The 22,504-nt window shown below is 61.5% G+C and carries 24 protein-coding genes and 1 pseudogene; 10 read left to right on the plus strand and 15 right to left on the minus strand.

Annotated elements, in window-relative coordinates:
* Positions 1 to 140 precede the first annotated feature (140 nt).
* Positions 141 to 430, plus strand: a pseudogene (locus M5G18_RS27195) (DUF6124 family protein); the annotation flags it as partial.
* Between the two features lie 25 nt (positions 431 to 455).
* On the opposite strand, the gene M5G18_RS29070 reads toward M5G18_RS27195, so the two are convergent.
* Positions 456 to 860, minus strand: a complete 405-nt coding sequence (locus tag M5G18_RS29070) for a DUF7079 family protein (RefSeq protein ID WP_273900281.1) — start codon at positions 858 to 860, stop codon at positions 456 to 458.
* 143 nt (positions 861 to 1,003) lie between these two features.
* Complete coding sequence (locus tag M5G18_RS27205; protein WP_273900279.1) at positions 1,004 to 1,669, minus strand: TIGR02466 family protein; 666 nt, start codon at positions 1,667 to 1,669, stop codon at positions 1,004 to 1,006.
* A 186-nt stretch (positions 1,670 to 1,855) separates the two neighbouring features.
* Between M5G18_RS27205 and M5G18_RS27210 the strand changes: the two genes are divergently transcribed.
* Positions 1,856 to 2,065 (plus strand): hypothetical protein, encoded by a 210-nt coding sequence (locus M5G18_RS27210; RefSeq protein WP_085648165.1) that lies wholly within the window; start codon positions 1,856 to 1,858, stop codon positions 2,063 to 2,065.
* Positions 2,066 to 2,068: 3 nt separating this feature from the next.
* On the opposite strand, the gene M5G18_RS27215 is transcribed toward M5G18_RS27210, so the two are convergent.
* The 6 genes from M5G18_RS27215 to M5G18_RS27240 form a co-directional block, all read right to left on the minus strand.
* Entirely contained in the window at positions 2,069 to 2,860 is a 792-nt protein-coding gene (locus M5G18_RS27215; RefSeq protein WP_273900277.1) for a transporter substrate-binding domain-containing protein, read from the minus strand.
* Between the two features lie 59 nt (positions 2,861 to 2,919).
* Entirely contained in the window at positions 2,920 to 3,783 is an 864-nt protein-coding gene (gene copD, locus M5G18_RS27220; protein WP_273900276.1) for a copper homeostasis membrane protein CopD, read from the minus strand.
* Between the two features lie 3 nt (positions 3,784 to 3,786).
* Positions 3,787 to 4,161: a copper homeostasis periplasmic binding protein CopC gene (gene copC / locus M5G18_RS27225; RefSeq protein WP_273900275.1), complete on the minus strand. Its 375-nt coding sequence runs from the start codon at positions 4,159 to 4,161 to the stop codon at positions 3,787 to 3,789.
* Positions 4,162 to 4,191: 30 nt separating this feature from the next.
* Positions 4,192 to 5,049, minus strand: a complete 858-nt coding sequence (locus tag M5G18_RS27230; RefSeq protein ID WP_273900274.1) for a copper resistance protein B — start codon at positions 5,047 to 5,049, stop codon at positions 4,192 to 4,194.
* Between the two features lie 11 nt (positions 5,050 to 5,060).
* The gene (locus M5G18_RS27235) at positions 5,061 to 6,779 is read right to left on the minus strand and encodes a copper resistance system multicopper oxidase (RefSeq protein ID WP_273900273.1); all 1,719 of its coding nucleotides are present in this window, start codon (positions 6,777 to 6,779) and stop codon (positions 5,061 to 5,063) included.
* A 95-nt stretch (positions 6,780 to 6,874) separates the two neighbouring features.
* Positions 6,875 to 7,357 carry a hypothetical protein gene (locus M5G18_RS27240; RefSeq protein WP_273900272.1) on the minus strand — a complete coding sequence of 161 codons (483 nt, stop codon included), beginning with the start codon at positions 7,355 to 7,357 and terminating at the stop codon, positions 6,875 to 6,877.
* A gap of 165 nt (positions 7,358 to 7,522) precedes the next feature.
* Here M5G18_RS27240 and M5G18_RS27245 point away from each other — a divergent pair, with 165 nt between their 5' ends.
* The 4 genes from M5G18_RS27245 (at position 7,523) to M5G18_RS27260 (ending at position 10,062) form a co-directional block, all read left to right on the plus strand.
* Positions 7,523 to 8,182: a ribonuclease T2 gene (locus M5G18_RS27245; RefSeq protein ID WP_273900271.1), complete on the plus strand. Its 660-nt coding sequence runs from the start codon at positions 7,523 to 7,525 to the stop codon at positions 8,180 to 8,182.
* A 135-nt stretch (positions 8,183 to 8,317) separates the two neighbouring features.
* Entirely contained in the window at positions 8,318 to 8,815 is a 498-nt protein-coding gene (locus tag M5G18_RS27250; protein ID WP_273900270.1) for a PAAR domain-containing protein, read from the plus strand.
* Between the two features lie 3 nt (positions 8,816 to 8,818).
* A complete protein-coding gene (locus tag M5G18_RS27255) occupies positions 8,819 to 9,547 on the plus strand; it encodes an alpha/beta fold hydrolase (RefSeq protein ID WP_273900267.1) in 729 nt (242 codons plus the stop codon).
* A gap of 179 nt (positions 9,548 to 9,726) precedes the next feature.
* A complete protein-coding gene (locus M5G18_RS27260; protein WP_007955877.1) occupies positions 9,727 to 10,062 on the plus strand; it encodes a hypothetical protein in 336 nt (111 codons plus the stop codon).
* A 21-nt stretch (positions 10,063 to 10,083) separates the two neighbouring features.
* Here the strand turns inward: M5G18_RS27260 and M5G18_RS27265 are convergent, their stop codons facing one another.
* Positions 10,084 to 10,941, minus strand: coding sequence for a LysR substrate-binding domain-containing protein (locus tag M5G18_RS27265; protein WP_273900266.1), 858 nt, complete (start codon positions 10,939 to 10,941; stop codon positions 10,084 to 10,086).
* 110 nt (positions 10,942 to 11,051) lie between these two features.
* On the opposite strand from M5G18_RS27265, the gene M5G18_RS27270 reads away from it, so the two are divergent.
* The 3 genes from M5G18_RS27270 to M5G18_RS27280 all read left to right on the plus strand — a co-directional run bounded on the left by M5G18_RS27270 (position 11,052) and on the right by M5G18_RS27280 (position 14,305).
* Positions 11,052 to 11,756, plus strand: coding sequence for a haloacid dehalogenase type II (locus M5G18_RS27270; protein WP_273900265.1), 705 nt, complete (start codon positions 11,052 to 11,054; stop codon positions 11,754 to 11,756).
* A 15-nt stretch (positions 11,757 to 11,771) separates the two neighbouring features.
* Positions 11,772 to 12,545, plus strand: a complete 774-nt coding sequence (locus M5G18_RS27275) for an aldolase (RefSeq protein WP_273900264.1) — start codon at positions 11,772 to 11,774, stop codon at positions 12,543 to 12,545.
* Between the two features lie 188 nt (positions 12,546 to 12,733).
* A complete protein-coding gene (locus M5G18_RS27280) occupies positions 12,734 to 14,305 on the plus strand; it encodes a sensor domain-containing diguanylate cyclase (protein WP_273900263.1) in 1,572 nt (523 codons plus the stop codon).
* A 62-nt stretch (positions 14,306 to 14,367) separates the two neighbouring features.
* Here M5G18_RS27280 and M5G18_RS27285 read toward each other — a convergent pair whose 3' ends face one another.
* The 4 genes from M5G18_RS27285 to M5G18_RS27300 all read right to left on the minus strand — a co-directional run bounded on the left by M5G18_RS27285 (position 14,368) and on the right by M5G18_RS27300 (position 18,731).
* On the minus strand, positions 14,368 to 14,658 hold the full coding sequence (locus M5G18_RS27285) for a hypothetical protein (RefSeq protein ID WP_273900262.1): 291 nt from the start codon (positions 14,656 to 14,658) through the stop codon (positions 14,368 to 14,370).
* 78 nt (positions 14,659 to 14,736) lie between these two features.
* Positions 14,737 to 17,166 carry a TonB-dependent receptor gene (locus M5G18_RS27290; protein ID WP_273900261.1) on the minus strand — a complete coding sequence of 810 codons (2,430 nt, stop codon included), beginning with the start codon at positions 17,164 to 17,166 and terminating at the stop codon, positions 14,737 to 14,739.
* A 99-nt stretch (positions 17,167 to 17,265) separates the two neighbouring features.
* The gene (locus M5G18_RS27295; RefSeq protein ID WP_262160402.1) at positions 17,266 to 18,225 is read right to left on the minus strand and encodes a FecR domain-containing protein; all 960 of its coding nucleotides are present in this window, start codon (positions 18,223 to 18,225) and stop codon (positions 17,266 to 17,268) included.
* Entirely contained in the window at positions 18,225 to 18,731 is a 507-nt protein-coding gene (locus M5G18_RS27300; protein ID WP_273900260.1) for a sigma-70 family RNA polymerase sigma factor, read from the minus strand. The genes M5G18_RS27295 and M5G18_RS27300 overlap by 1 nt, the downstream gene beginning before the upstream one ends.
* Before the next feature lie 240 nt (positions 18,732 to 18,971).
* On the opposite strand from M5G18_RS27300, the gene M5G18_RS27305 reads away from it, so the two are divergent.
* Entirely contained in the window at positions 18,972 to 19,412 is a 441-nt protein-coding gene (locus M5G18_RS27305; protein ID WP_007955895.1) for a carboxymuconolactone decarboxylase family protein, read from the plus strand.
* 4 nt (positions 19,413 to 19,416) lie between these two features.
* Here M5G18_RS27305 and M5G18_RS27310 read toward each other — a convergent pair whose 3' ends face one another.
* Positions 19,417 to 21,009, minus strand: coding sequence for a DHA2 family efflux MFS transporter permease subunit (locus tag M5G18_RS27310; RefSeq protein ID WP_115078605.1), 1,593 nt, complete (start codon positions 21,007 to 21,009; stop codon positions 19,417 to 19,419).
* Positions 21,006 to 22,127 (minus strand): HlyD family secretion protein, encoded by a 1,122-nt coding sequence (locus M5G18_RS27315; protein WP_273900259.1) that lies wholly within the window; start codon positions 22,125 to 22,127, stop codon positions 21,006 to 21,008. Before M5G18_RS27315 ends, M5G18_RS27310 begins: the two co-directional genes overlap by 4 nt.
* Positions 22,128 to 22,504: the final 377 nt, after the last annotated feature.

A 22,504-nucleotide genomic window follows, 5' to 3' on the forward strand; every position in this document is an offset into this window, starting at 1 on the left:
ATTCGTGGGCGCCGGGTTCTAGTGCGACCGGTCTACCAACCCGCGTATGGCCGCCATCCAACGTTTGGTAGCGAAGGGTGATGTAATCGCGTTAGAGGATTCATCCATGACCTACACCGAACCCACCAGAAACCGATCCGATTTCCCCCTACAAATTTCCCGATTCACAAACCCTGCACGAAGCCGCAGCACGCGCCCGCGATCACTACCTCACGCCCAGCAGCGGATCATGGGCAGTCACACCCAACACGATCCGATGTACTTCGCTAACCCGGCCTACGACACCGAATCCCTGCTCGCCAACGCCAGCGAATCCCTGGGATCAGCCTCCGAAATGCTCAACAACTTCGCCGCCACCCTGGAACCCGCCCACCGCAAAACCGCCATCGGCATTGCGCAATTGCTGATGTTGGGAACGTTGGCGGTGAATCTAGAGAATTTGCACACAGCTCAGATTATTTTCGATAGTGCCTGGAGATTTCTTTCCATATGTAGCGATATCGGAACTCAAGCCAACATATCAGCAGTTTGTCTATTTGGCGTCGATAACGGCTGCGCTCTCGGGCTTTCAGATTTTCCCTGATGTCAGACGTTAGTTGTTCAAGGTTGAAAGCAGACCAGATCATCGTGATCACTGTCTCAAGGTTCGAATGGCAGACAGGTGCGACTTCCTCGTAGAGAATTCGCTTTATCTCTTGCGGATCGTAATCTTCGGTCTGGCGCGCGATGGATTCGTAGTTGACCTCGTTGTCTACAAACGCGTCGGAGAGTGCCCAATAGACGTGGCAGCGCTCTTTCTCAGTCGCTGACGCCCAATTGCGCTTTGTGGAAGGCGTCTTCCGAGTTGTTGGTTCAGCCATTTTTGACGTCCTGTCATGCGATGGTGTCAGCCTTGCTTCTAAGGGCGGCCGGGAATGTAGCTCTCAAGCCGCGCAAACAATCCGAGATCGAATTGATTTGCTCTGAAGCTTAGAGCCGTAAACAACCTATCAACTTTGGCATCTCAAGCACCAAAATTAAACGCAATCGAAATCCGCGGTCTCGTCCCTTCAAACCGTCGAACCGAATGCATCAGCCACGACGGAAACATAATGAAAGTACCGCTGCTGGCAGCGCAGGTGCTGCTGAAGCCTGCGGTTATGCAGTCTTCGACGCGCATTCGCAGCGCGGGGTTGTAGGTGGAGGCGACCATGCCGCGTGGGTCTGCGAATTCCAGGTCGCCGCCGACGGTCGGGTCGTCTTCTCGGCCGCCGGCGTCCACCCAGTAGACGCCTGACCAGAAGGCGCCCGGATGTCCGTGGAGGGCGTTGCTGTGGCCTGCGGTATTCACGTTGGCCCAGGCGTTGAGTTTCCATTCGAAACTCGGTTCGGTCAGTCCAAATTGTTCGCTGTGCACTGCTGTCATTTGCACGGCGAACGCTTTGGCGAACTTCACGAGAGCGTCGCTGGCTTCTTCGCCCCAGTCATGGAAGTCGTTCGCGGACTGCCAGCCACCTTCGTTACTGCGCTGGGCGCCGCTGCGATCTTGCGCCATGCGGGTTGTGATGAGGGTTTTGAGTTGGGAATTGAGCTTGGCGGCGTCGGGGTACTGGAGGCTGGCGAGGGGTGTTGTGAACAGTCGTCGAATCTTTATCAGGTCAGGATTTACCAAGTGGCTGTTCGACGGCATTGCGTGTGCTCTAGGTCTCGTAAGTTGCAAAAAACTATACCGAGCGAACTGCAAGGCCGATGTAAACCTTTGTGAAAGGCCGAACCTGAACCCACGCTGAAACCCCCGCAAGTTTCATCTTCCCACCACCCGCGCAGGCCTACGATCCCTCTACAAGATCCCGATCCCACCCGAGCGCCACACACCATGAACAATCCACTCAAAGCGCTGTTGATCGTCGCAACCGTCTCGGTTTTAAGCGCCTGTTCCGGTTCCGGTGGCTTGACCACCACCAGTTGTTTCTCCAGCGACTGTCAGTCGCCGCAGGCGCGTAATGTGAATACGTTGAAGTTTGGCGGGAGCAATATCGGTAACAGTTTCAACCAGTACAGCTCCGGCCTGATGCATGACGACTGAGGTTTACTGAACCGTTGGTACGGCGATCCATTCGCTCAGGACTTTCTGGTATTTGCCGGTGACTTTGCTCAGGTGCAACCACTGGTCGACGTAGAGTTTCCAGCTGATGTCGTCGCGCGGCAGCAGGTAGGCTTTTTCGCCGTATTGCATGAACTGGCTCGGGTTGACGGCGCACAGGCCGGGTTTGAGTTTCTGTTGGTAGAGGGCTTCTGAGGCGTCGGTGATCATCACGTCGGCCTTGTTGTCGAGCAGTTGTTCGAAGATGGTCACGTTGTCGTGCAACGCAAGCTGCGCCTTGGGCAGGAAGGCGTGGACGAAGGCTTCGTTGGTGCCGCCGGCGGGTTCGACCAGGCGCACGTTGGGCTGGTTGATCTGGTCGATGGTCTGGTATTTGGACTGGTCGGCGCAGCGCACCAGCGGGATCTTGCCGTCGACGTCGAGGGTGTTGCTGAAGAAGGCTTTTTTCTGGCGTTCGAGGGTCACCGAGATGCCGCCGACGCCGATGTCGCATTTGCCGGCCTGCATGTCCGGCATCAGGGTTTTCCAGGTGGTCTGCACCCATTCGATCTTGACGCCGAGGCTGTCGGCCAGGGATTGCGCCATGGCGATATCGATGCCTTCGAATCCGCCGTCCGGGCGTTTGAAGGTGTAGGGTTTGTAGTCGCCGGTGGTGCAGACGCGCAACTGGCCTTGTTGCTGAACAGTGTCGAGGTGCGAGGTCGGCTCTTGTGCCTGGGCGGCGCCGGCCATGGCCAGCAGGCCGCAGAAGATCATCGTGCTTTTTGGAATTGTCATGGAGATCGGGCTTGTGCAGTGGGAGTGCGGGCCAGTGTAGTGAATGCGTTTGCCGGGTGTCATCCCGGCTCCGGGCTCAACGTGCCCAGCCACGCCACCAGTGCCACGATCAACAACGCAATCACCAGCTCCAATGCCACGCTGCGGCGCAAGGCGTTTGCCGCCACTTGATGCTGGCCGGCGCGCAACGATTGTTCGAGCAACGGCCCGAGGTGGAAGCGGTTCAGCGCGGCCAGCACCAGCATGCCCCCGAACAACACAACTTTGATCGCCAGCAGAATGCCGTAGGTGCCGAGCAGGATTTCGCCCAGTGTCGGGCCGACGATGAACAGGTAATTCGCCACGCCGGTGACCGACAGGATGAGCACAATCGCCGCGCCGACGCCTTCGAAGCGTTTGACGGAATCCGCCAGCGATCGAATACGCGCCTCGCTGCACAGTGCGTCGAGCCGCGACATCAAGATCAACGCGAGCATGGCGCCCAGCCACGCACCCGCCGCGAGCAGGTGCAGGATGTCGCTGAGCAGATGCCACGCGTTATCCATCGCGCCGTGTCCGCTCCAGGCCAGGGAGGCGAGGGCGTTGGCGCCGGCCATTGATGCCAGCCAAAATCCCGGCCAGATCATCACGACAATCAGCGCAATCATCCGCAGCGTCCACGCCAGCCCGACGTCGGTTTCCAGCACCATCATTTGCAGGTGCGGCCACAGCGCCGCGAACTCCGTTTCGCCACTCATGGCGCGGGTCATCAGCACCAGACTCGCCACTGACAGCAGTGCCCCGATCAACGCCATCCCGCGCAGCATCGGCCGAAACCGCAGCACCGCGTCAGCGCTGTACAGCCCGAACAACGCCAGGCCGAACAACAGCAGCAAATCCACATACAGCGCCAGACGCAGGAGGATGTTGATCAGTTCAGCCATCACTCATTTCACTTTGAACGTGACGTTGCCGGTGATCGGGTGCGTGTCCGACGACACCGCGCGCCATTCGACCTTGTAGGTGCCGGCCGGCAGAGGCGAGAGCGGGGTGACGAGCATGGTTTTTGGGTCGCTGCCGGCGCTGACTTTGGCTTTCATCGGCATGGGCGAGTGGGCCATGCCGGGCATTTCGGTCATCACCAGTTTGGCGCCGGAGAACTGGGTCAGCAGATCCTCCGAAAAACGCAGCTCGATCTTGCCGGGCGCCGCGCCGTCGGCACCTTCGGCCGGAGTCGACGACAGCAGTTTCGGATGGGCCTGGGCCAGTGTGCTCAGGAGCAAACCGCTGGCGATGACGAGGGAGATTTTCAATGTGCGCATGCAAGACCTCGGTGTTGTTTTTGATGGAATTCAGAACCACAGCCGTACGCCGAGGACGAGTCGCGCTTCGCTGCGATCCTCGCCTTCTTCCCGTGCGTAATCGGCGGTGTGGCCGTAAGTGCGGTTCCAGGTCACGCCGATGTAGGGCGCGAATTCGCGGCGGATTTCATAGCGCAGTCGCAATCCGGCTTCGGTGTTCGCGAGGCCCGACCCGATCCCGCGTTGCGGGTCGTTTTTGCCGTAGACGTTGAGTTCGGCGGTCGGCTGCAGGATCAGTCGATTGGTCAGCAGGATGTCGTAGTCGCCCTCCAGCCGCACCGCGCTCTGGCCGTTTTCGCCGATGAAGGCCGTGGCTTCGGCTTCGAAGTTGTACAGCGCCATGCCTTGCAGGCCGAACGCGGCCCAGGTTTGCGGAGCGCCGGGTTTGAAGTCCTGGCGCACGCCGCTGACCACGTCCCACCACGGCGAAATCGCGTGACCCCACAGCGCCTGGATTTCCGCGTCTTCGGTCTTGCCGTTGCTGCGTTCGCCTTCGGAGCGCAGCCACAGCCGATCGATGTCGCCGCCGATCCAGCCGGACAAATCCCAGGCCAGCGTGCTGGCGTCGTCGGCGTCCTGCCATTCGAGTTTGTCGGCGAGGAAGTAAGTGTTGATGGCGCTGTCGTGCACCTGATGCCCTGCGTGACTGGTGAACACGGCGGCGCGGTCGGCGTCAGTCAGCGCCGGGATCGGTGTGCGGCTTTCGGTCGGCGCGGCGGGCTGCATCATGCCGTCGTCCATGCTTTGCAGATCGCCCATCTGGCTGTGATCCATGCCCTGCATGTCGCTGGCGGCGAATGCCGGGGCCATCGACAGAAGTGACAACGAAAACGCGGCAAATCGGATCATGGTCGGCGTCCTCATTCTTCCACCCGCACTTCGCGGAACATGCCCATTTCCATGTGGTACAGGAGATGGCAGTGATAGGCCCAACGGCCGAGCGCATCGGCAGTCACGCGGTAGCTGCGACGGGTGCCGGGCGGCATGTCGATGGTGTGTTTGCGCACCTGGAAGTCGCCGTTTTCGTCTTCCAGATCGCTCCACATGCCGTGCAGGTGGATGGGGTGGGTCATCATCGTGTCGTTGACCAGCACCAGGCGGATCCGCTCGCCGTACTTCAACAGCAGCGGCTCGGCGTCGGAGAACTTGATGCCGTTGAACGACCAGGCGAATTTCTCCATGTGACCGGTGAGGTGCAGTTCGATGGTGCGGCTCGGGTCGCGGCCGTCCGGGTCTTCGAAAGTGCTGCGCAGGTCGGCGTAGGTCAGCACCCGGCGACCGTTATTGCGCAGGCCGAGGCCAGGGTCATCGAGTTTCGCGGCGGTGGTCATGGCTTGCATGTCCACCAGCGGGTTGTCCTTTTCGCTGTCGGGGTGCGACTGCATCGGGCCCATGTTCATGCTCGAGTGATCCATGCTGCTCATGTCCATGGAACCATGATTCATTCCACCAGAGCCCATGCCGCCCATACCCATGTCGTCCATGGTCACCAGCGGGCGCGGATCCAGAGCCGGCACCGGGGCTGACAAACCGGCGCGGGTGGCGAGGGTACCTCGGGCGTAACCGGTGCGGTCCATGGCCTGGGCGAACAGTGTGTAGGCGTCAGCGGCGGGCTCGACGATCACGTCGTAGGTTTCCGCCACGGCGATGCGCAACTCGTCGACGCTGACCGGTTTGACGTGCAGGCCGTCAGCGGCGACCACGGTCATTTTCAAGCCGGGAATGCGCACGTCGAAGTAGGTCATGGCCGAACCGTTGATCAGCCGCAGACGCAGCTTTTCGCCGGGGCGGAACAGGCCGGTCCAGTTGTTATCCGGCGCGTGGCCGTTCATCAGGAAGGTGTACGTGGCGCCGCTGACGTCGGCGATGTCGGTGGGATTCATCTTCATCTGCGCCCACATCGTGCGATCGGCGACGGTGGCGCCCCAGCCTTTTTCGCCGACGTCGTGGATGAAGTCGCCGACGGTGCGTTTGTGGAAGTTGTAGTAGTCGGACTGTTTTTTCAGGGTCTTCATCAGGCTGGCCGGGTCTTCGTCGGACCAGTCGCTGAGCATCACCACGTAGTCGCGGTCGTACTGGAACGGCTCCGGTTCCCGGGCATCGATCACCAGCGGCCCGTAGACGCCGTCCTGTTCCTGCAACCCGGAATGGCTGTGATACCAGTAGGTGCCGTGCTGGCGAACCTTGAACTGATAGACGTAAACGCCACCCGGCTCGATGCCCTTGAAACTCAGCCCCGGCACGCCGTCCATGTTGGCCGGCAGCAGAATGCCGTGCCAGTGGATCGACGTGCTGTCCTTGAGCCGGTTGCGCACCCGCAGCGTCACGGTGTCGCCTTCGCGCCAGCGCAGTAGCGGGCCGGGCAGGCTGCCGTTGATGGTCAGTGCCGTGCGAGGTTGGCCGGTGAAGTTGACCGGTGTTTCGCCGATGAACAGCTCGAAGTCGGTGCCGCTTAACTCGTTCACTTGGCCGGGGCTGTTCAAGGCCCAGACCGGCGTGCGCCACAGGCCGAGGCCGCCGAGCAGACCGCTGGCGGCGAGGCCTTTGACGAAGGTGCGTCTTGAGGTGGTGGAAGGCATGCGCTGGAAGTCCCCGTTTGACCAATGACGGGGAGGCTAACCAGCGGCAGCTTTCAGCTGGCTGAGGGGCGGATTACAGTTGTGTCAGGTTCGGCCTACAAACCGAGTCCTTCCTGGACCACCAACAACAGGTTGTTTTCCGTCAACGCAATCGCATCCAGCTGTTGCCCGGTCTCAAGCGTCTGCAACCACCAATGGCTTTCGCCATGTTCATCGACCGTGCGCAGCAGCGATGCTTCGCGCCCCGGCAGGACGATTTGCACACGCCCCGAGCCGTCCTCGGTGAAACGGGCGATGGGGTCGAATGTCAGGCTGTGGTGGTTGGCTTCGATGATCAACTGGTCGATGGCGTAGTCGTGGGACTCGCCATCCGGTGAACTTTCGCAAACATGGGTAGGATTTCGCCGAATCTTCAAGCCGACTTCGGTGACCGGTTGCAACCAGCATTCGATTCGGTGATACAAGGCGTAGACCTGAGCCGGCCAGCAATCGATCTCCAGTTCGGCGCAGGTGATTTCGTCAGCATGGGTGTGCCGTGTTTGTTTGAGTTTCGCGGCGAGTTCGTCTGCTTTACTCATGTCGGTTCCCTGTGGTGATTTCAACTTCATCGTAGTCCTTTCAAAGTAATGCAGGTTTTGCCCTGCGTCATGCGCTTGCAACACGGGCATGACTCAATCAACGCCTGACCAGGTGACGGTCAGACCATAGAAACCACGGACGCACGCGTCCCAAGGAGCGGGAACATGAAAAAGCTTTTTACAATTATGGCGCTGATTGCGCTGACGGTCGGTAGCATCGGCCTGAGTTCGGCACGCCAGTCGTCTGCCAGCAAGGCGGAATCGGTGGCGGGGGTATTCGATTACTACCTGCTGACGTTGTCCTGGTCGCCGACCTTTTGCCTGACCCACAAGGACGACCCTCAATGCACCGGCAAGGGCTACGGTTTTGTCCTGCATGGCCTGTGGCCGCAATACGCCAAGGGCGGCTGGCCGGAATCCTGCCCGCCGCTGACCAACCTGTCGGCTGCCGAAACGGCCAAAGGACTGACGCTGTTCCCGACCAAAAAACTCCTTGATCACGAATGGAGCAAGCACGGCACCTGCAGCGGCCTCGGCGCGATGGGCTATCTGGACGAAGCGGACAAAGCCGTGGCCGCGGTGAAAATCCCGGAAGAGCTGCAACCGTTCAGTAGCTCTTATTACTTTGAAGCGCAGGAAATTGCCGACCTGTTCCGCAGGAGCAATCCGGGCATCCCGTCAGACGGCATCGCCGTGATCTGCAACGGCCCGGAACTCTCGGAAGTGCGCGTGTGCATGGGCAAGAACCTGCAATTCGGCGCCTGCGGCAAGGGCGTGAAAACCCAGTGCCGGGCGGGGGATATTCGAGTGCCGCCGTCGCGCTGACCGGAGCGGTTACCGCCCACAAAAACAGGCGCCTTTTCAGGCGCCTGTTTTTTTGTGTGCGGGTTTGAACAACGCCGCAACTTTGTTCATGCTTGCGCGCCAATGGATGATGACGCGACACCGCAAGGAGCTTTCATGAGCGGAAAACCCGCTGCCCGAGTGACCGACCCGACCGCCTGCCCGTTGCCGGGGCATGGCACCAACCCGATTGTCAGTGGTTCGCCGAATGTGAATTTCGACGGGCTGCCTGCTGCACGAATGACGGACAAGTCGGCGTGCGGCAGTCCGATTACCGGTGGCGTTGCCTCGACGGTTTTTATCAATGGCCTGAACGCCGCAACCCTGGACAGCACCGGTGGTCACGGGAATGTGGTGGTGGGCGGTTCCGGTACCGTCATCATCGGCGATACCGTGGTGAACGCTCCCTTCAGCGGCCTGCTGCCAATGCCGGTGCATTTCACTGACAAATTGCAGTTGGTGAATGACACGACCGGCGAACCGATGCCGAATCATCCGTACATGATTCAGCGCGCGGACGGTCGGATGGAGCATGGCGTGTCTGACTCCGCCGGTTTTACGCACACGATCAGTTCGCATCTTCCTGAAACAATCAAACTGTTTCTGGAGGAATGAAGCATGGGTGCGGAAACGGTTACGTGCGAGAAAGGCAACAATTACAAGCTGCACAAGGAACATGCGCTGACGGACAAGAAGGATGTCAGTGTGAAGGCTGTGCCGGTGGAGAGTACCAAGGCGGTTGTTGTGTTTGTGGGAGGCGCTGGGGATAAGGAGAGCTATTACTTTTCAGGGCCGTATGGAAACATTCAAGAAGCACGTAAGTACTTCGATCAGCGCGTTCAGGATTTGGCAACGGAGGGGAAATATAAATCGGATTGGTTGGGGTACAACGAAGTCAAAGGAAAGAAAGATATTCAGCGGTATGTTCTAAGCCTGATCCCTTACAAAAGCTGCCCCGTATATATCGTCGGTCACAGCCTCGGTGGTTGGAATGGCGCGCACCTGACGAAGATCATGTCCGAATGGGGATACCGGGTTCAGATGCTGGTTACCCTTGATCCGGTGGGTGAGGGCGCTTTGGTCTGGTTGGGCTCAGATATTTATTTTGACCGTCCTGATCCGGTTGCAGCCAACTGGGTCAATATCAAGGCAACGCCTAGCAACAGAGACCCTTCAGATGGGGTCGCCGACTTTGGCGAAAAATGGCTTATCACTTGTGGCCCATCACTGAACGTGAATGTGGATACCAATCATGCAAACGCTTTGGGTCTGTTTACCGCACGTATCGCGGGAAACAAGTCTGCTGGTGATCTGCTGTTTGACTCGATCATGGAGGAATTTTCCTGATGTATAGACTGTTCGTTTGCCTGCTTTTCGTGATTTGTTCTGGTTGTGCAAAAGACCATGTATGGCCTCCGGCGAATTTGAGCTACGTGTCTGTTGAGAGAGACAGGTCTCTATATGTAATCAGGTATCAGTCGAATGTTGATGTCTTGGATCTTTTTGGTCGGGGAGAGAGGGTAGGAATGGCTTCAGGCATGCTTCATTGTGCTTTGGCTGAAGATCAGGATTTCTCGGTTGGTAAAGCCATTCGGTTTTCAGCGTTTGGATTGATATCGCCGGATAAAAGAGACGGAGCCCCGGCGGGATACTCTTATCTGACCCATGCTTTCATTTCCGAGACCTCTAGCAACCGAAGCTCGGAAAGATACTTGTCAGTGGCAGAAATCAACCAACTCCTCTCAGGCAAACAACAAATCCCCTGCAAAGTCGTCGTCACCGCTTACGGCTACAAACCCTACTACTCAAACACCATGAACCTCCCGGTCGCAGACCTGCTGCGCGAAGTCAACAAGCCCTGAGCTCAGCGCCCATCGGGGGGATCAAGCAAATCCCCCCGCATCAACCCCCAATTCCCCCCGCAGAAACTCCACCAACCCCCGCTGCAATCCACTCAACACCCCCTCGCGACTGACCAGCGCCAGCTCCGTCGGCGGCAGCGGCGGCAAGTCCGTGCACACCCGATGCTCCGGCAGCACTGCCGACGCCGGCAGCACCGAAACCCCAAGCCCGGAGGCCACCGCCGCTTGAATGCCGGTCAGGCTATGGCTGCCGAAGGCCACGCGCCAGGGGCGTTGCGCCACGTCGAGCAGGCGGATCGCCCGTTGTCGGTAGAGGCAGCCCTGTGGAAACAGCGCCAGCGGCAATACGCCACTGGAGGCATCGAAATCCACGCCTTTGACCCACATCAGTCGCTCCGGCCAAGTCGCCCAGGCAGGGCCGCTGTCGGGTTCGCGTTTGATCAGGGCGATGTCGATTTCGCCGCTGTCGAGGCGTTGGCGCAGGTCGAGGCTCATGCCGCTGACGGTTTCCAGCCGCGCTTGCGGGTGGCTGCGGGTGAAGCCGGCGAGGATCAGCGCCATGCGTCGGGCGTCGAAGTCTTCCGGCATGCCGATGCGCAGGATTTCCAGATCCAGATCACTGGCCAGGGCTTCGCTGGCTTCGGCCGACAAGGCCAGCAGGCGGCGGGCGTAGTGGATCAGCAGTTCGCCGTGCTCGGTGACGCTGACGTTCAGGCCGGTGCGGTCGCGCAACAGCAGGGCGTGGCCGACCAGGTCTTCGAGTTTGCGCACCTGTTGGCTGACCGTGGATTGGGTACGGTGGACGCGTTCGGCGGCGCGGGTGAAGCTGCCTTCATCGACCACGCAGACGAAGGTTTTCAGCAGTTCCAGATCCAGCATGGCGGCGGTCTCGATATTTGTTTAGCAACTGACTGTCGTCTATTTATTTAATTTCACACTATCACCCCGAGTTCATAAGCTGAAGCCCTCACTTGCAGAGGAATGCCCCCATGACCTTGATCAACACACCGCGCCCGCAATGGCTGACCTTCGATTGCTACGGCACCTTGATTCAATGGGACGAAGGCCTGCGCGCCGTGGCCGAGCGGATCCTCAGCGAGAAGGGCGAACACCGGGTCGACGCCGGGCGCCTGATCGAGGTCTACGATCGCCACGAACATCGCCTGGAACAGACGCCGCCGCATCGCTCGTTTCGCGAACTGAGCACCCTCGGCCTGCAACTGGCCCTTGAGGAACTGGGCCTGGCGAGTGCCAGTCAAGACAGTCAGCGCCTGGCCGCTGCGATCCCGCAGATGCCGCCGTTCCCCGAAGTCGTCGAGACCCTCGCGCAGCTCAAGGCCAAGGGTTTCAAGCTGTGCATCGTCTCCAACACCGATGACGACATCATCGCCGGCAACGTCGCTCAACTCGGCGGCCACATCGACCGGGTGATCACCGCGCAACAGGCCGGCGCCTACAAACCGGCGCCGAGGCTGTTCGACTACGCTCATGAGCAATTGGGCGTCAGCCGCGATCAGGTGGTGCACATCTGCGCCAGCCCGATGCTCGACCACACGGCGGCCCGCGACATGCATTTTCGCTGTGTATGGATCGACCGTGGCACCGGTCGTCAGTTGCTGCCGGACTATCGGCCCGACGCGATCCTCAACACGCTGGACGAAGTGCTGCCGCTGTTCGCGTCCCTTGGCTGGTAATAGAGGAGTTTCGCCATGGCCCACACCCTGACCGGCAGCGCCCGACCCGCGCGTTCCGGGTCGTTGAACCTCGACAGCGAAGCCATCATCACTGCCCGTCACGAACTGGCGGCGTGCTTTCAACTGGCGGCGCTGCACGGGCTGGAGGAGGGGATCTGCAATCACTTTTCGGCGATGTTGCCGGGGCACGCTGACCTGTTTCTGGTAAATCCCTACGGCTATGCGTTTTCCGAAGTGACGGCGCACAACCTGCTGGTCTGCGACTTCGACGGCAACGTGGTGGACGGCGAGGGTCAGCCGGAGGCCACTGCTTTCTATATTCACGCACGCCTGCACCAGCGGCTGCCTCGGGTAAAAGTCGCATTTCACACGCACATGCCGAACGCGACGGCGTTGTGCCTGCTGGAGGGACCACCGCTGTTGTGGCTGAGCCAGACCGCGCTGAAGTTCTACGGGCGCACGGCGGTGGACGAGCATTACAACGGGCTGGCGCTGGATGAGCGTGAAGGCGACCGGATTGCCGGGGTCATGGGCGACGCCGACATTCTGTTCCTGAAGAATCACGGGGTGATTGTCGCGGCGCCGACCATCGCCGAGGCCTGGGACGACCTGTATTACCTGGAGCGTGCCGCGCAAGTGCAACTGCTGGCGATGGCCACGCAACGGGTGTTGAAATCGGTGCCGCACGCGGTTGCGCAACGGGCGTACGAGCAGATGCGCGAGGGCGATCCGGAAAGTGCGCGGGCGCATCTGCACAGTGCGATGCGGCGGTTGGCCCGTCAGGGTTGATGCAGGCAAAAACGGGCAGGTAAAAATAATTTGTGTCGCAGGTCATCCAATTGGCCTGCGCGCCGATAGCAACAGGGTCGGGATTGTCGCGGTGGCACTTGGTTGCCCCACACAATCCGGTGGGCTACGCTCACAAAAAACAAGGGTTTCGGGCCTTTGCCCCTGTCGTACCTGCCCAGGACACGCTTTTGCCTATCCCCATTCACGATCCGCATCAGGCCCCCGGCGGCACCCTCAAGCGTTTGCCCCTGCGCAAAGCGGCGGTGTTGTTCATCGTTGCCGTGTGTCTGTGCCTGTCCGGTCTGCTGTATTTGCAGATCGAACAGTCGCGGCGCCAGGATCTGGCGAGCGCGCAAGTCTCTTCGGCCAACCTGACCCGGGCGATGGCGCAGCAGGCTGAAGACACCTTTCTGGCTGCGGATCTGGTGATGACCAGCCTGGTCGACTGGGTTCAGGAAGATGGCTACGGTGCGGCGCAGAAGCCGCGATTGCAGAGAACCTTCGCGCGGCGGGTGCAACAACTCGAGCAGTTGCACGGCATGTTCCTGTTCGATCGCGAAGGGCAGTGGGTGATTACCTCGTTCCCGGATCTGCCGCGCGGCAATGGCGTGGCGGATCGCGAGTACTTCAAGTTTCACCAGCAGAACGTGTCGGGTGTGGCGCACATCGGCCCGGCGATCCGCAGCCGCGAGAACGGCGAGTGGATCATCCCGATCTCGAAACGGGTCAACGACCGCGCGGGCAATTTCCAGGGCGTGTTGCTGGCCGGGATCAAGATGTCGTACTTCGACAAGTTCTTCAAAAGCTTCAGCCTGGACGACAACGGCACCATGTTCCTTGGCCTGACCGACGGCACCTTGCTCGCCCGGCGGCCGTTCGACGAGGCCCTGATCGGCACCTCGCTGGCCAAGGGCGAGATCTATCAGAAGCTGCTGCCCAACGCCTCCGCCGGCACAGCGATGATCGATTCGGTGGTCGACGGCGTGACGCGTCTTTACGGTTACCGGCAGTTGGAAAGTTATCCGCTGGTGGTGTCCGCCTCTTCATCGCGGGACACGATTCTTCAGGGCTGGCATGACCGGGCGTTCCAGTCCAGCGTGATCGTGGCGCTGGTGATGCTCGGCGTGGGGCTGTTCGGCTGGGTGTTCATTCATCAGGTGCGCGATGGCGAGCGGATCGAGAAAAACCTGCGCAAGGCCCAGCGGGCGCTGGAGCAGATCGCGACTCACGACAGCCTGACCGGGTTGGCCAACCGGCGCCTGTTCGAGCGTTCGCTGGAAGTGGAGTTTGCCCGGGGCGCGCGGCAGTCGAGCCCGGTCAGCCTGATCATGCTCGATATCGATTTCTTCAAACGCTACAACGATGCCTACGGCCATGTGGCCGGCGACCATTGCCTGACGCAGGTCGCGCAGGTGGTGAAAAACTGCTGCCAGCGCAAATCCGATCTGGCGGTGCGCTATGGCGGTGAGGAGTTCGCGGTGTTGCTGCCGGACACCGACATCAACGGCGCGCTGGCGATTGCCGGGCAGATTCGCCGCAGCGTCATGGACAAACACATCACCCACAGCGGCTCTCCCACCGGTTATCTGACGGTGAGCCTGGGCTGCTATTCGTTTATTCCGCTGGGCAACGACAGCCCCGAGCTGTTCATTCAGCGCGCGGACGCGGCGCTGTATCAGGCCAAGAACGCCGGCCGCAATCGCGCGGCCGTGTTGTCAATGGACGTCGGCCTCGGCGAATTGCTGCGCTCGGATCGCTGACAAAAAGCGCGGTCGGGTTCAGACACAGGCCATGGTCTTCACCATGACCTGCTCTTGTTCGTTCAGCCGCCAGTGCCACCGCCGGCACCGCCCGTGCCGCCACCGGCCGAACCGGTGCCACCTCCCGCTCCCGAGCCCGAACCGCTGGCGCCGCCGTTGGTGCCGGTGCCGCCACCCGCACCGCTGCCACCGGACGGCGAGCCTGGCGTGTTGTCCGGTGGCATCTGCGAACCACTGGTGGAACCGGATTTGGTGCCCGTGGCATCGGCGCCGTCGTTGGCGGCGAACGTGGCGGCCGAGCCGCCGGCCAGCAGGCCGATCAGCAACAGCGAGGTGAGTTTGCGCGTCATCATGGTCTGTCTCCGGAAAGGGGATCTACCTGATATTGGTCTGACGCGCCGAACCCTTGGTGCCGGCCGGATGACGAGCGGTCAGAAATCCACGGTCGCCGACACCTTCAGCGTGCGCGGCGTGCCCTGGGTCAGGTAACCGCCGTTGGCCGAGGCCCAATAGGCTTCGTTGGCGACGTTCTCCAGATTGGCCCGCAGGGTGATCTGCTTTTCATCCAGTTTGAAGGCGTAGCGCGAGCCGAGGTCGAAGCGGTTCCACGCCGGAATGCTCTGGGTGTTGGCCGCGTTCAGGTACTGGCCGCCGGTGCGCAGCATGCGCGCGCTGAGGGCGGCGCCTTCGAGGCCTGGAATGTCCCAGTCCGCGCCAAGGTTGAACTGGAAGCGCGGCACCCCGACGGCGCGGTTGCCGTCATTCACGCCGTTGCTGCTGCCTTCCAGTTCAGTCTTCATCAGCGTTGCGCCGCTGAGCAGGCGCAGGCCGTCGAGCGGTTCACCGTAGACGTTGAGCTCCACGCCTTTGTTGGTCTGCTGGCCGTCGACCCGGAAGATTCCGTCCTGGGTGTAGCTCGACGGTTGCTCGATGCGATAGACCCCGAGGTTGGCGCCGTAGCTGCCCATGTCCAGGCGCACGCCGGCTTCGATCTGCTTGCTGCGCACCGGGGCGAAGGTTTCGTCGCGGTTGATCGCCGTGGTCGGCGGCGTCGGGCCCTTGGCCAGGCCTTCGATGCGGTTGGCGTAGAACGACACGTGTTCCCACGGCTTGATCACCAGACCGTAGACCGGGGTGGTGATCGACTCTTCATAACTTGAAGTGCGGGCGCCGGTGGCGGTGCTCCAGCCGTCGACTTTCAGTTCCTGGCGACGCACGCCGAGGGTCAGCAGGATGCGGTCATCGACGAAGCCGAGGGTGTCGGAAATCGCCTCGCTGCGCAGGATGTTCTTGCCGGTGATGCGCGGATCGTTGATGTCGCTGGCAAACGAGGTAGGCGCCGGGCGCGGCTTTTCGGTGACGTTGTACAGGTTGGTGCTGTAGCGCCCGGCGGCGCCGACGGTTTCGAACGCCGAGCGCTGCTCGCCCCAGATGCCCGCCCAGCCGAGGTTCAACTGGTGCGTGACGGGGCCGGTGTCGAAGCGGCCGTTGAGCCCGGCCATGGCGCTCTGGTTGTCTTCGTCGTGGGGCGAATAGAGCATGCCGCCACGGGCGTTGCCGTTGAGGTCGGTGACGGTCAGCGACGAGTACACGCCGTTCTCGCGGGTGTGCTTGGCGCCGCCGGACACGTAGGCCGTCCAGTTGTCGTTCAGGTCGTATTCGGCGCGGGCCATGCCGAAGGTGTCTTCGAGTTGCGAGTAGCTCCAGCTCTGGGCGTAGCTGGCATTGGCGTGCGGCACTTTGGGGGCTTTTGTCAGGCTCGAATCGACATAGATCACCGAGCGGCCCTGATTGATGACCTGCTTCTGATAGCCGAAATCGGTCGAGACCCGCAGGCGATCGCCGCGATAGTCCAGGCCGACGCTGAACAGCGACGAGCGCTGGTCTTCGTCATCGACCGCGGTGTCGCCTTCGCGCTGCATCAGGTTGACCCGCGCGCCGAAGCGGTTGTCCTCGCCAAAGCGCTGGCCCAGATCCAGATGCCCGCCGACCCGGCCGTCGGCGCTGTAATCGAGGGTGACGCTGCGCGTTGGCGTGTCCATCGCGCGTTTGGGTTGCAGGTTGATCCCGCCACCGATGCCGCTGCCGCTCGGGGTCACGCCGTTGACGAATGCGTTCGGACCCTTGAACAGTTCCACCCGATCCAGCGCTTCGACGGCGATGATCTGCCGGGGCAGCACGCCGTACAGGCCGTTATAGGAAATGTCATCGGAGGCCAGCGGCAGGCCACGGATCATGAACATCTGCGAGAAGTTGCCGAAGCCGTTGGACTGGCGCACCGAAGAGTCGTTGAGCAACACATCGCCGACGGTCTGGGCCTGCTGATCGGCCATGGTTTTGGCGGTGTAGCTGGTGACACTGAAGGGCAGGTCGTTGACGGCCTGGTTGCCGAGCATGCCGATCTGCGCGCGGCGGGCGACCTGTTCGCCGCCGTAGGTGTCGCCGCTGTCGTCGTGCAAGGCGCTGACATTGGTGGCGCCCAGTTCCAGCGCGCCGTCCGCCGCGACTTTCGGGGCCACGGTGTAACCGTTGTGGCCGGTGCTGATCAGCTCGAAACCGCTGCCTTCCAGTAACCGGGCAAAACCGCTCTGCGCGGTGTAACTGCCTTGCAGGCCGGGGCTCTGGCGATTGCCCAGTTGCGCCGGATCGAACGACAGCGGCACGCCGACGCTGACCGCAAATTGCGCCAGCACATGGCTGAGCAGGCCGGGGCCGATGTTGACGGCGCGGCTGGCGCTTTCACTGACGCTGTCGGCGGCGTGGGCGGCGGTCGGCAGCAGTGCGCTGAAGGCCAGGGCCAGGCTCAGGTTCAGGGCCTTGAGCGCAAACGTGGCGGGACGGGGCGATGGCATTGCGGTCATTCGGTGTTCCTGTCGGGGGCGTGGAATTGAAAGGTCTATCCACTCACCGGACGAGTCGCGAAAAGGTATCAGCAAATATCGAAAATATTTTTCGAGGGCTCAGACTCGCGGTTCCACCGACAGCCAATAGCGGGTCAGGCTGTTGATGTTCAGCGGCAACGTATCGCTGAGCAAACGCAGGCTGGCGTCGGTGTCGCGCAGGGAAAACGCCCCGGACACGCGCATCGCCGCCACATCCGGATGACAGCGCAGCACGCCCCGGCGATAGCGGCTCAACTCGCCGAGCAATTCGTCCAGACGCATGTTGCTGGCCAGCAGCATGCCTTTGTCCCAGGCCAGGGACGCGGTGTCGAAGGTTTCGGCGCTGTCGAAGCTGTTGAGCTTGAAGCGCTGGCGTTCGCCGGCCTGGAGAATCGCACTCTGCTTGAGCAGTTGCGGGGTGATCTGGACCTGGCCTTCGAGCACCGACACCTGGCTGCGCGAACCTTCGGTGCGCACGCAGAATCGCGTGCCCAGCGCGCGGGCCACACCCTGCGGGGTTTCGACAATGAACGGGCGGGCGCTGGCGTCTGCGGCGGTGTTGATCAGCACTTCGCCGTTGAGCAGCAGGACGCGGCGCTCCACCGGGCTGAAAGCGATGTCCACGGCGCTGTCGGTGTTGAGCACCAGTTGAGTGCCGTCCGGCAATTGCAGATTCTTTTGTTCGCCGACGGCGGTGCGCTGGTCGGCGGTCCATTGCTGCCACGGCACATGTTGCGAGGCGATGCCCAACGGCCCGGCCATCAACAGCAAGCCGAGGCGAGTGAGGGTCTGGCGACGGCTCAGGCCTTCTTTGCGGGACGCGCGTTTCAAGGTCTGGATCGCGACATTGGCCGGCACGCTGCGCAAATCCCCCAGCAGGGCTTCGGCCCGTTGCCAGGCGATGGCGTGCTCGGCGCTGCGGGTGCGCCATTGGGCGATGGCCTGATGGTCGGACGGGGTTGCGGTGCCGGAATGCAGTTGCACCAGCCAGTCGGCGGCTTCGCCGAGAATCTGCGGGTTGATCATCGACGAATTCATCAGGCGACACTCAGGCAGGCAATGAACGCGGCACGCATGTGCCGTTTGACGGTGATCAGCGAAACGCTCAGGCGCGTGGCGATCTGCGCGTAGGTCAGGCCTTCGATCTGCGACAGCATGAAAGTCTCGCGGGTCTGCTCGGGCAGTTCGCGCAACAGCGCTTCGATGCGCCACAGGGTTTCGAGAATCAGGTAGCGGGTTTCCGGCGACGGCACTTCGGCGGCGGGCAGGTGCGCGATGGTTTCCAGGTACGCGCGCTCCAGGTCCTGCCGACGCCAGCGGTCGATCACCAGACCTTTGGCGATGTGCGTCAGCAGCGCCCGGGGCTCGCTGCCCAGCGGCTTGATCACCTGACGGGTGAGCAGGCGCAGGAACGTATCGTGCGCCAGGTCGGCCGCATCGCAGCGATTGCCCAACTTGCGCTGAAGCCAGCCCTGCAGCCAGCCGTGGTGTTCGCTGTAGAGCGTCTGGACTTGCTGATTCAACGGCTGATCGAGGGACGACATGAAGGGCAGATACTCGTTTCGGGCGTCCGTTGCCAAGGGTGCGGTCGTGAGTGCGAAAACTATGCAATTAAGAATTGATCGCATTCTAGTGGCACAGAACGAGCGCTGGCAATTGCCCTTCTACACTTTCTTTTCTGACGCCAGAGGAGTGGCCTACCCGTCTTCCGGGAGATTGGCTATTTGCCTGGCCCGGCCCCGGGACTAACGTAGCCACACATTCACTTGCCCCGGAGAGTCGCCATGAAACCTCGTATCGATTTCTACACCGCGTCCCCAGATGCCCTGAAAGCGATGATCGCCCTGGAAACCGCCGTCTCGAAACTGCCGCTGGAAAAGACCCTGATCGAACTGGTCAAGCTGCGCGCTTCGCAGATCAACGGCTGCGCGTTCTGCATCGACATGCACACCGCCGACGCGATCAAGGGCGGCGAAACCCCGCGCCGGTTGTTCGCCGTGACCGCGTGGCGTGAAGCCCCGTTCTTCACCGAACGTGAACGCGCCGCGCTGCTGTGGACCGAAACCCTGACCCAACTGAGCCTGACCCACGCCCCGGACGAAGACTACGAAGTGGTCGCCGCCCAGTTCTCGCCCAAAGAAATGGTCGACCTGAGCGTCGCAATCAGCACCATCAACAGCTGGAACCGTCTGGCCGTGGGCTTTCGTAAAACCCCGCAAGCCTGATCGATCAATGTGCATCGGCACTCGGCGCGGCCGGTGGTTGCACCTTGCGCATCAAGGGCACCATCGCCGTGGCGATGCCGAAGCACACCATGATCATCAGGAACGTGTCGCCGTAGGTTTGCGTCTGCGCCTCACGGTAGGTCAGCAGCCATAGCTGACGCAGGCTGGCGGTGAGGCCGACATCGCCGCTCTGACCCAGCGCGGCAAAGTTGCCGCCAACCTGGGCCAGCCACTGATTCACCGCTTCGTTGCTGCTGTTCAGATGCTCCGCCAACCGGGTGAAGTGCAGGTTGGTACGGTCATTGAGAATGGTTGCGCACGCGGCAATCCCGATGGCACCGCCCAGATTGCGCATCAGGTTGAACAGGCCCGACGCATGCTTCAGCCGCGCCGGTGCCAAGCCACCCAACGTCAATGTCACCGCCGGTGGCACCGCCAGTTGCTGGGCAATCCCGCGCAAGGCTTGCGGCAGCATCAATTCTCCGGCACCCCAGTCGTGGGTGATCGGACTGAATTCCCACATCGACAACGCGAACAACGCCAGGCCCGCCATCATGATCCAGCGCAGATCGACGCGGTTGGCGAGAAAGGCGTACAGCGGAATCGCCATGATCTGGAACACCCCGGTGGAGAAAACCGCCAGACCAATGTCCAGCGCGCCGTAGCCGCGCACCCGGCCGAGAAACAGCGGCGTCAGGTAAATCGTCGCGAACAGGCCGATGCCGGTGACGAACGAAAAGAAGCAGCCGAGGGCGAAATTGCGATCCTTGAGCGCGCGCAGGTCGACGATCGGATTGGCTACATGCAACGTGCGGCCGATGAAGGCCAAGCCGGCGAGGCCACTGATCCACGCGGTGGTCAGGATGGTCTGGTCGCTGAACCAGTTCCAGCGCGGGCCTTCTTCGAGGGTGTATTCCAAGCAGCCGAGAAACAGCGCCAGAAACACCATGCTCAAATAGTCCGCGCCCTTGAGCAGCGACAGTTCCGGCTGATCGATCTTCACCAGCATTGGCACTGCCACGGCGACAAATATCCCCGGCACCAGATTGATGTAGAACAGCCAGTGCCAGGAGGAAATGTCGGTGATCCAGCCGCCGATCACCGGGCCCAACGTCGGTGCCAGCGAAGCCACGGCGCCGATAGTCGCGGCGGCAATCACCCGTTGTTTGCCGGTGAAGAAAAAGAACGCCGTGGTGAATACCAGCGGAATCATCGACCCGCCGAGAAAGCCTTGCAGCGCACGAAAGGCGATCATGCTCTGGATGTTCCAGGCGATGCCGCAGAGCAGGCTGGCGAGGGTGAAGCCGACCGCTGAAGCGCAGAACAGCCAGCGCGTGGAGAACACTCGCGACAGCCAGCCCGACAGCGGGATCACGATGATTTCGGCGATCAGGTAACTGGTCTGCACCCACGCCGTTTCATCAGTGCCGGCCGACAACCCGCCGCCGATATCGCGCAGTGAGGCCGAGACGATCTGGATGTCCAGCAGCGCGATGAACATGCCGATGCACATCGTGGCGAAGGCGAACACCTTGGTCGCCGTCGCCATCTCGGCGGCATTGAATGGCTGCGCGGAGGCGGTGAGGGCGGTGCTCATGGCGCGCTGGCCACGGCGGTGGTTTCAGGCTGGGCGCGGGTGTCGACTTCAGCGGTCACCGACAGGCCCGGACGCAGATGGCCGAGCACGCCGTCCACCGGGTCGAGCAGGATCCGCACCGGCACGCGCTGGACGATTTTGGTGAAGTTGCCGGTGGCATTTTCCGGCGGCAGCACGCTGAATTGTGAACCGGTGGCCGGGGCGAGGCTGTCGAGACGACCGTGGAATTCCTGGCCTGATAAAACATCGGCGCGGATGCTCACGCGCTGGCCGGGTTTCATCCGCGCCAGTTGGTCTTCCTTGAAGTTGGCATCGACCCACAGACCGCTGGCCGGCACCACCGACAGTTGCTGCGAACCGGCCTGCGCATAGGCGCCGACCCGTGCGCGGCGGTTGCCGATCACGCCGTCGACCGGGGCGCGCAGTTCGGTGTAGCCGAGGTTGAGCTGCGCCAGATCACGTTCGGCCCGGGCTTGCTGAAGGGCGGCGCGGGCCTGTTGTTTCTGGGTTGCGATCACGGTGAGCTGGCGTTGCGCGGCCAGCAGTTCGGCCTGGGCTTTGGCGCTCAAGGCTTGCGCGGTCTTGAAGGTGGCGTCGGCCCGTTGCGCGCTTTCCACCGAGACTGCGTTGGTGGTCACCAGGCGTTTGTAGCGTGCGTTGTCGTCCCTCGAACGGGCGGTTTCGGCGCTGGCGGCATCGATGCCGGCGCGGGCCTGACCGATCACCGCTTGTTGCAGTTGTTCGGTGGCGTCGAGGTTGGCCAGCAGCGCTTCTTCGGCGGCGACCGCGCCTTCGGCCTTGGCCAGATTGGCGCGGTAGTCGCGCGCGTCGAGGCGGATCAGCACGTCGCCGGCCTTCACCTTCTGGTTGTCGCTGACCAGCACTTCCTCGATGTAACCGGCGACTTTCGGCCCGATCACCGTCACGTCGCCACCGATGTAGGCATCGTCGGTCTCTTCGAGAAATCGCCCGGCGCCCCACCAATGCACGGCGTACAGTCCGGCGAACACCAGAGCAGCCAAGCCCGCAGTGGGCAACAGCAGGCGTTTGAGCAGGGGAGGTTTGCGAGCGCTGACCGGAACGGCGAGATCGGGTTCTACGGTGGGCATGCTGGTCATGGCGTAATACCTGGGAAAGCGGTTCGTTATTACGGCTGTAATATGACGCGAGTAATATTTTGTGGCAATTGATTTTTGTCGCCGGTCGTCAGTTGCCTTGGATGTCCGATTAATTGCGCAAGAGCCTCAGGGTTTGGAGCGTGTTCGAACCCACGGCGCGACTGCCGCGATCAATCAAGCGGGCAACGACGGCACGATGCCAGGGCGGTTTTATGACCTGCTGATCAATGCGTGATTGATGTTGGTGAAATGAACTCAGCCCCTCGGGGAAACCCTGATGATCTGCAACTTGCTGGCGTTATCGCTGGCGATCCGCGCTAAAAGGGCATTTGTTTAAGAAATGTAAGCAGCGTAGGAAGCGTCTTGCAATTGTGTAG

This window comes from Pseudomonas aphyarum (assembly GCF_028657055.1).
GTDB classification, from domain to species: domain Bacteria; phylum Pseudomonadota; class Gammaproteobacteria; order Pseudomonadales; family Pseudomonadaceae; genus Aquipseudomonas; species Aquipseudomonas aphyarum.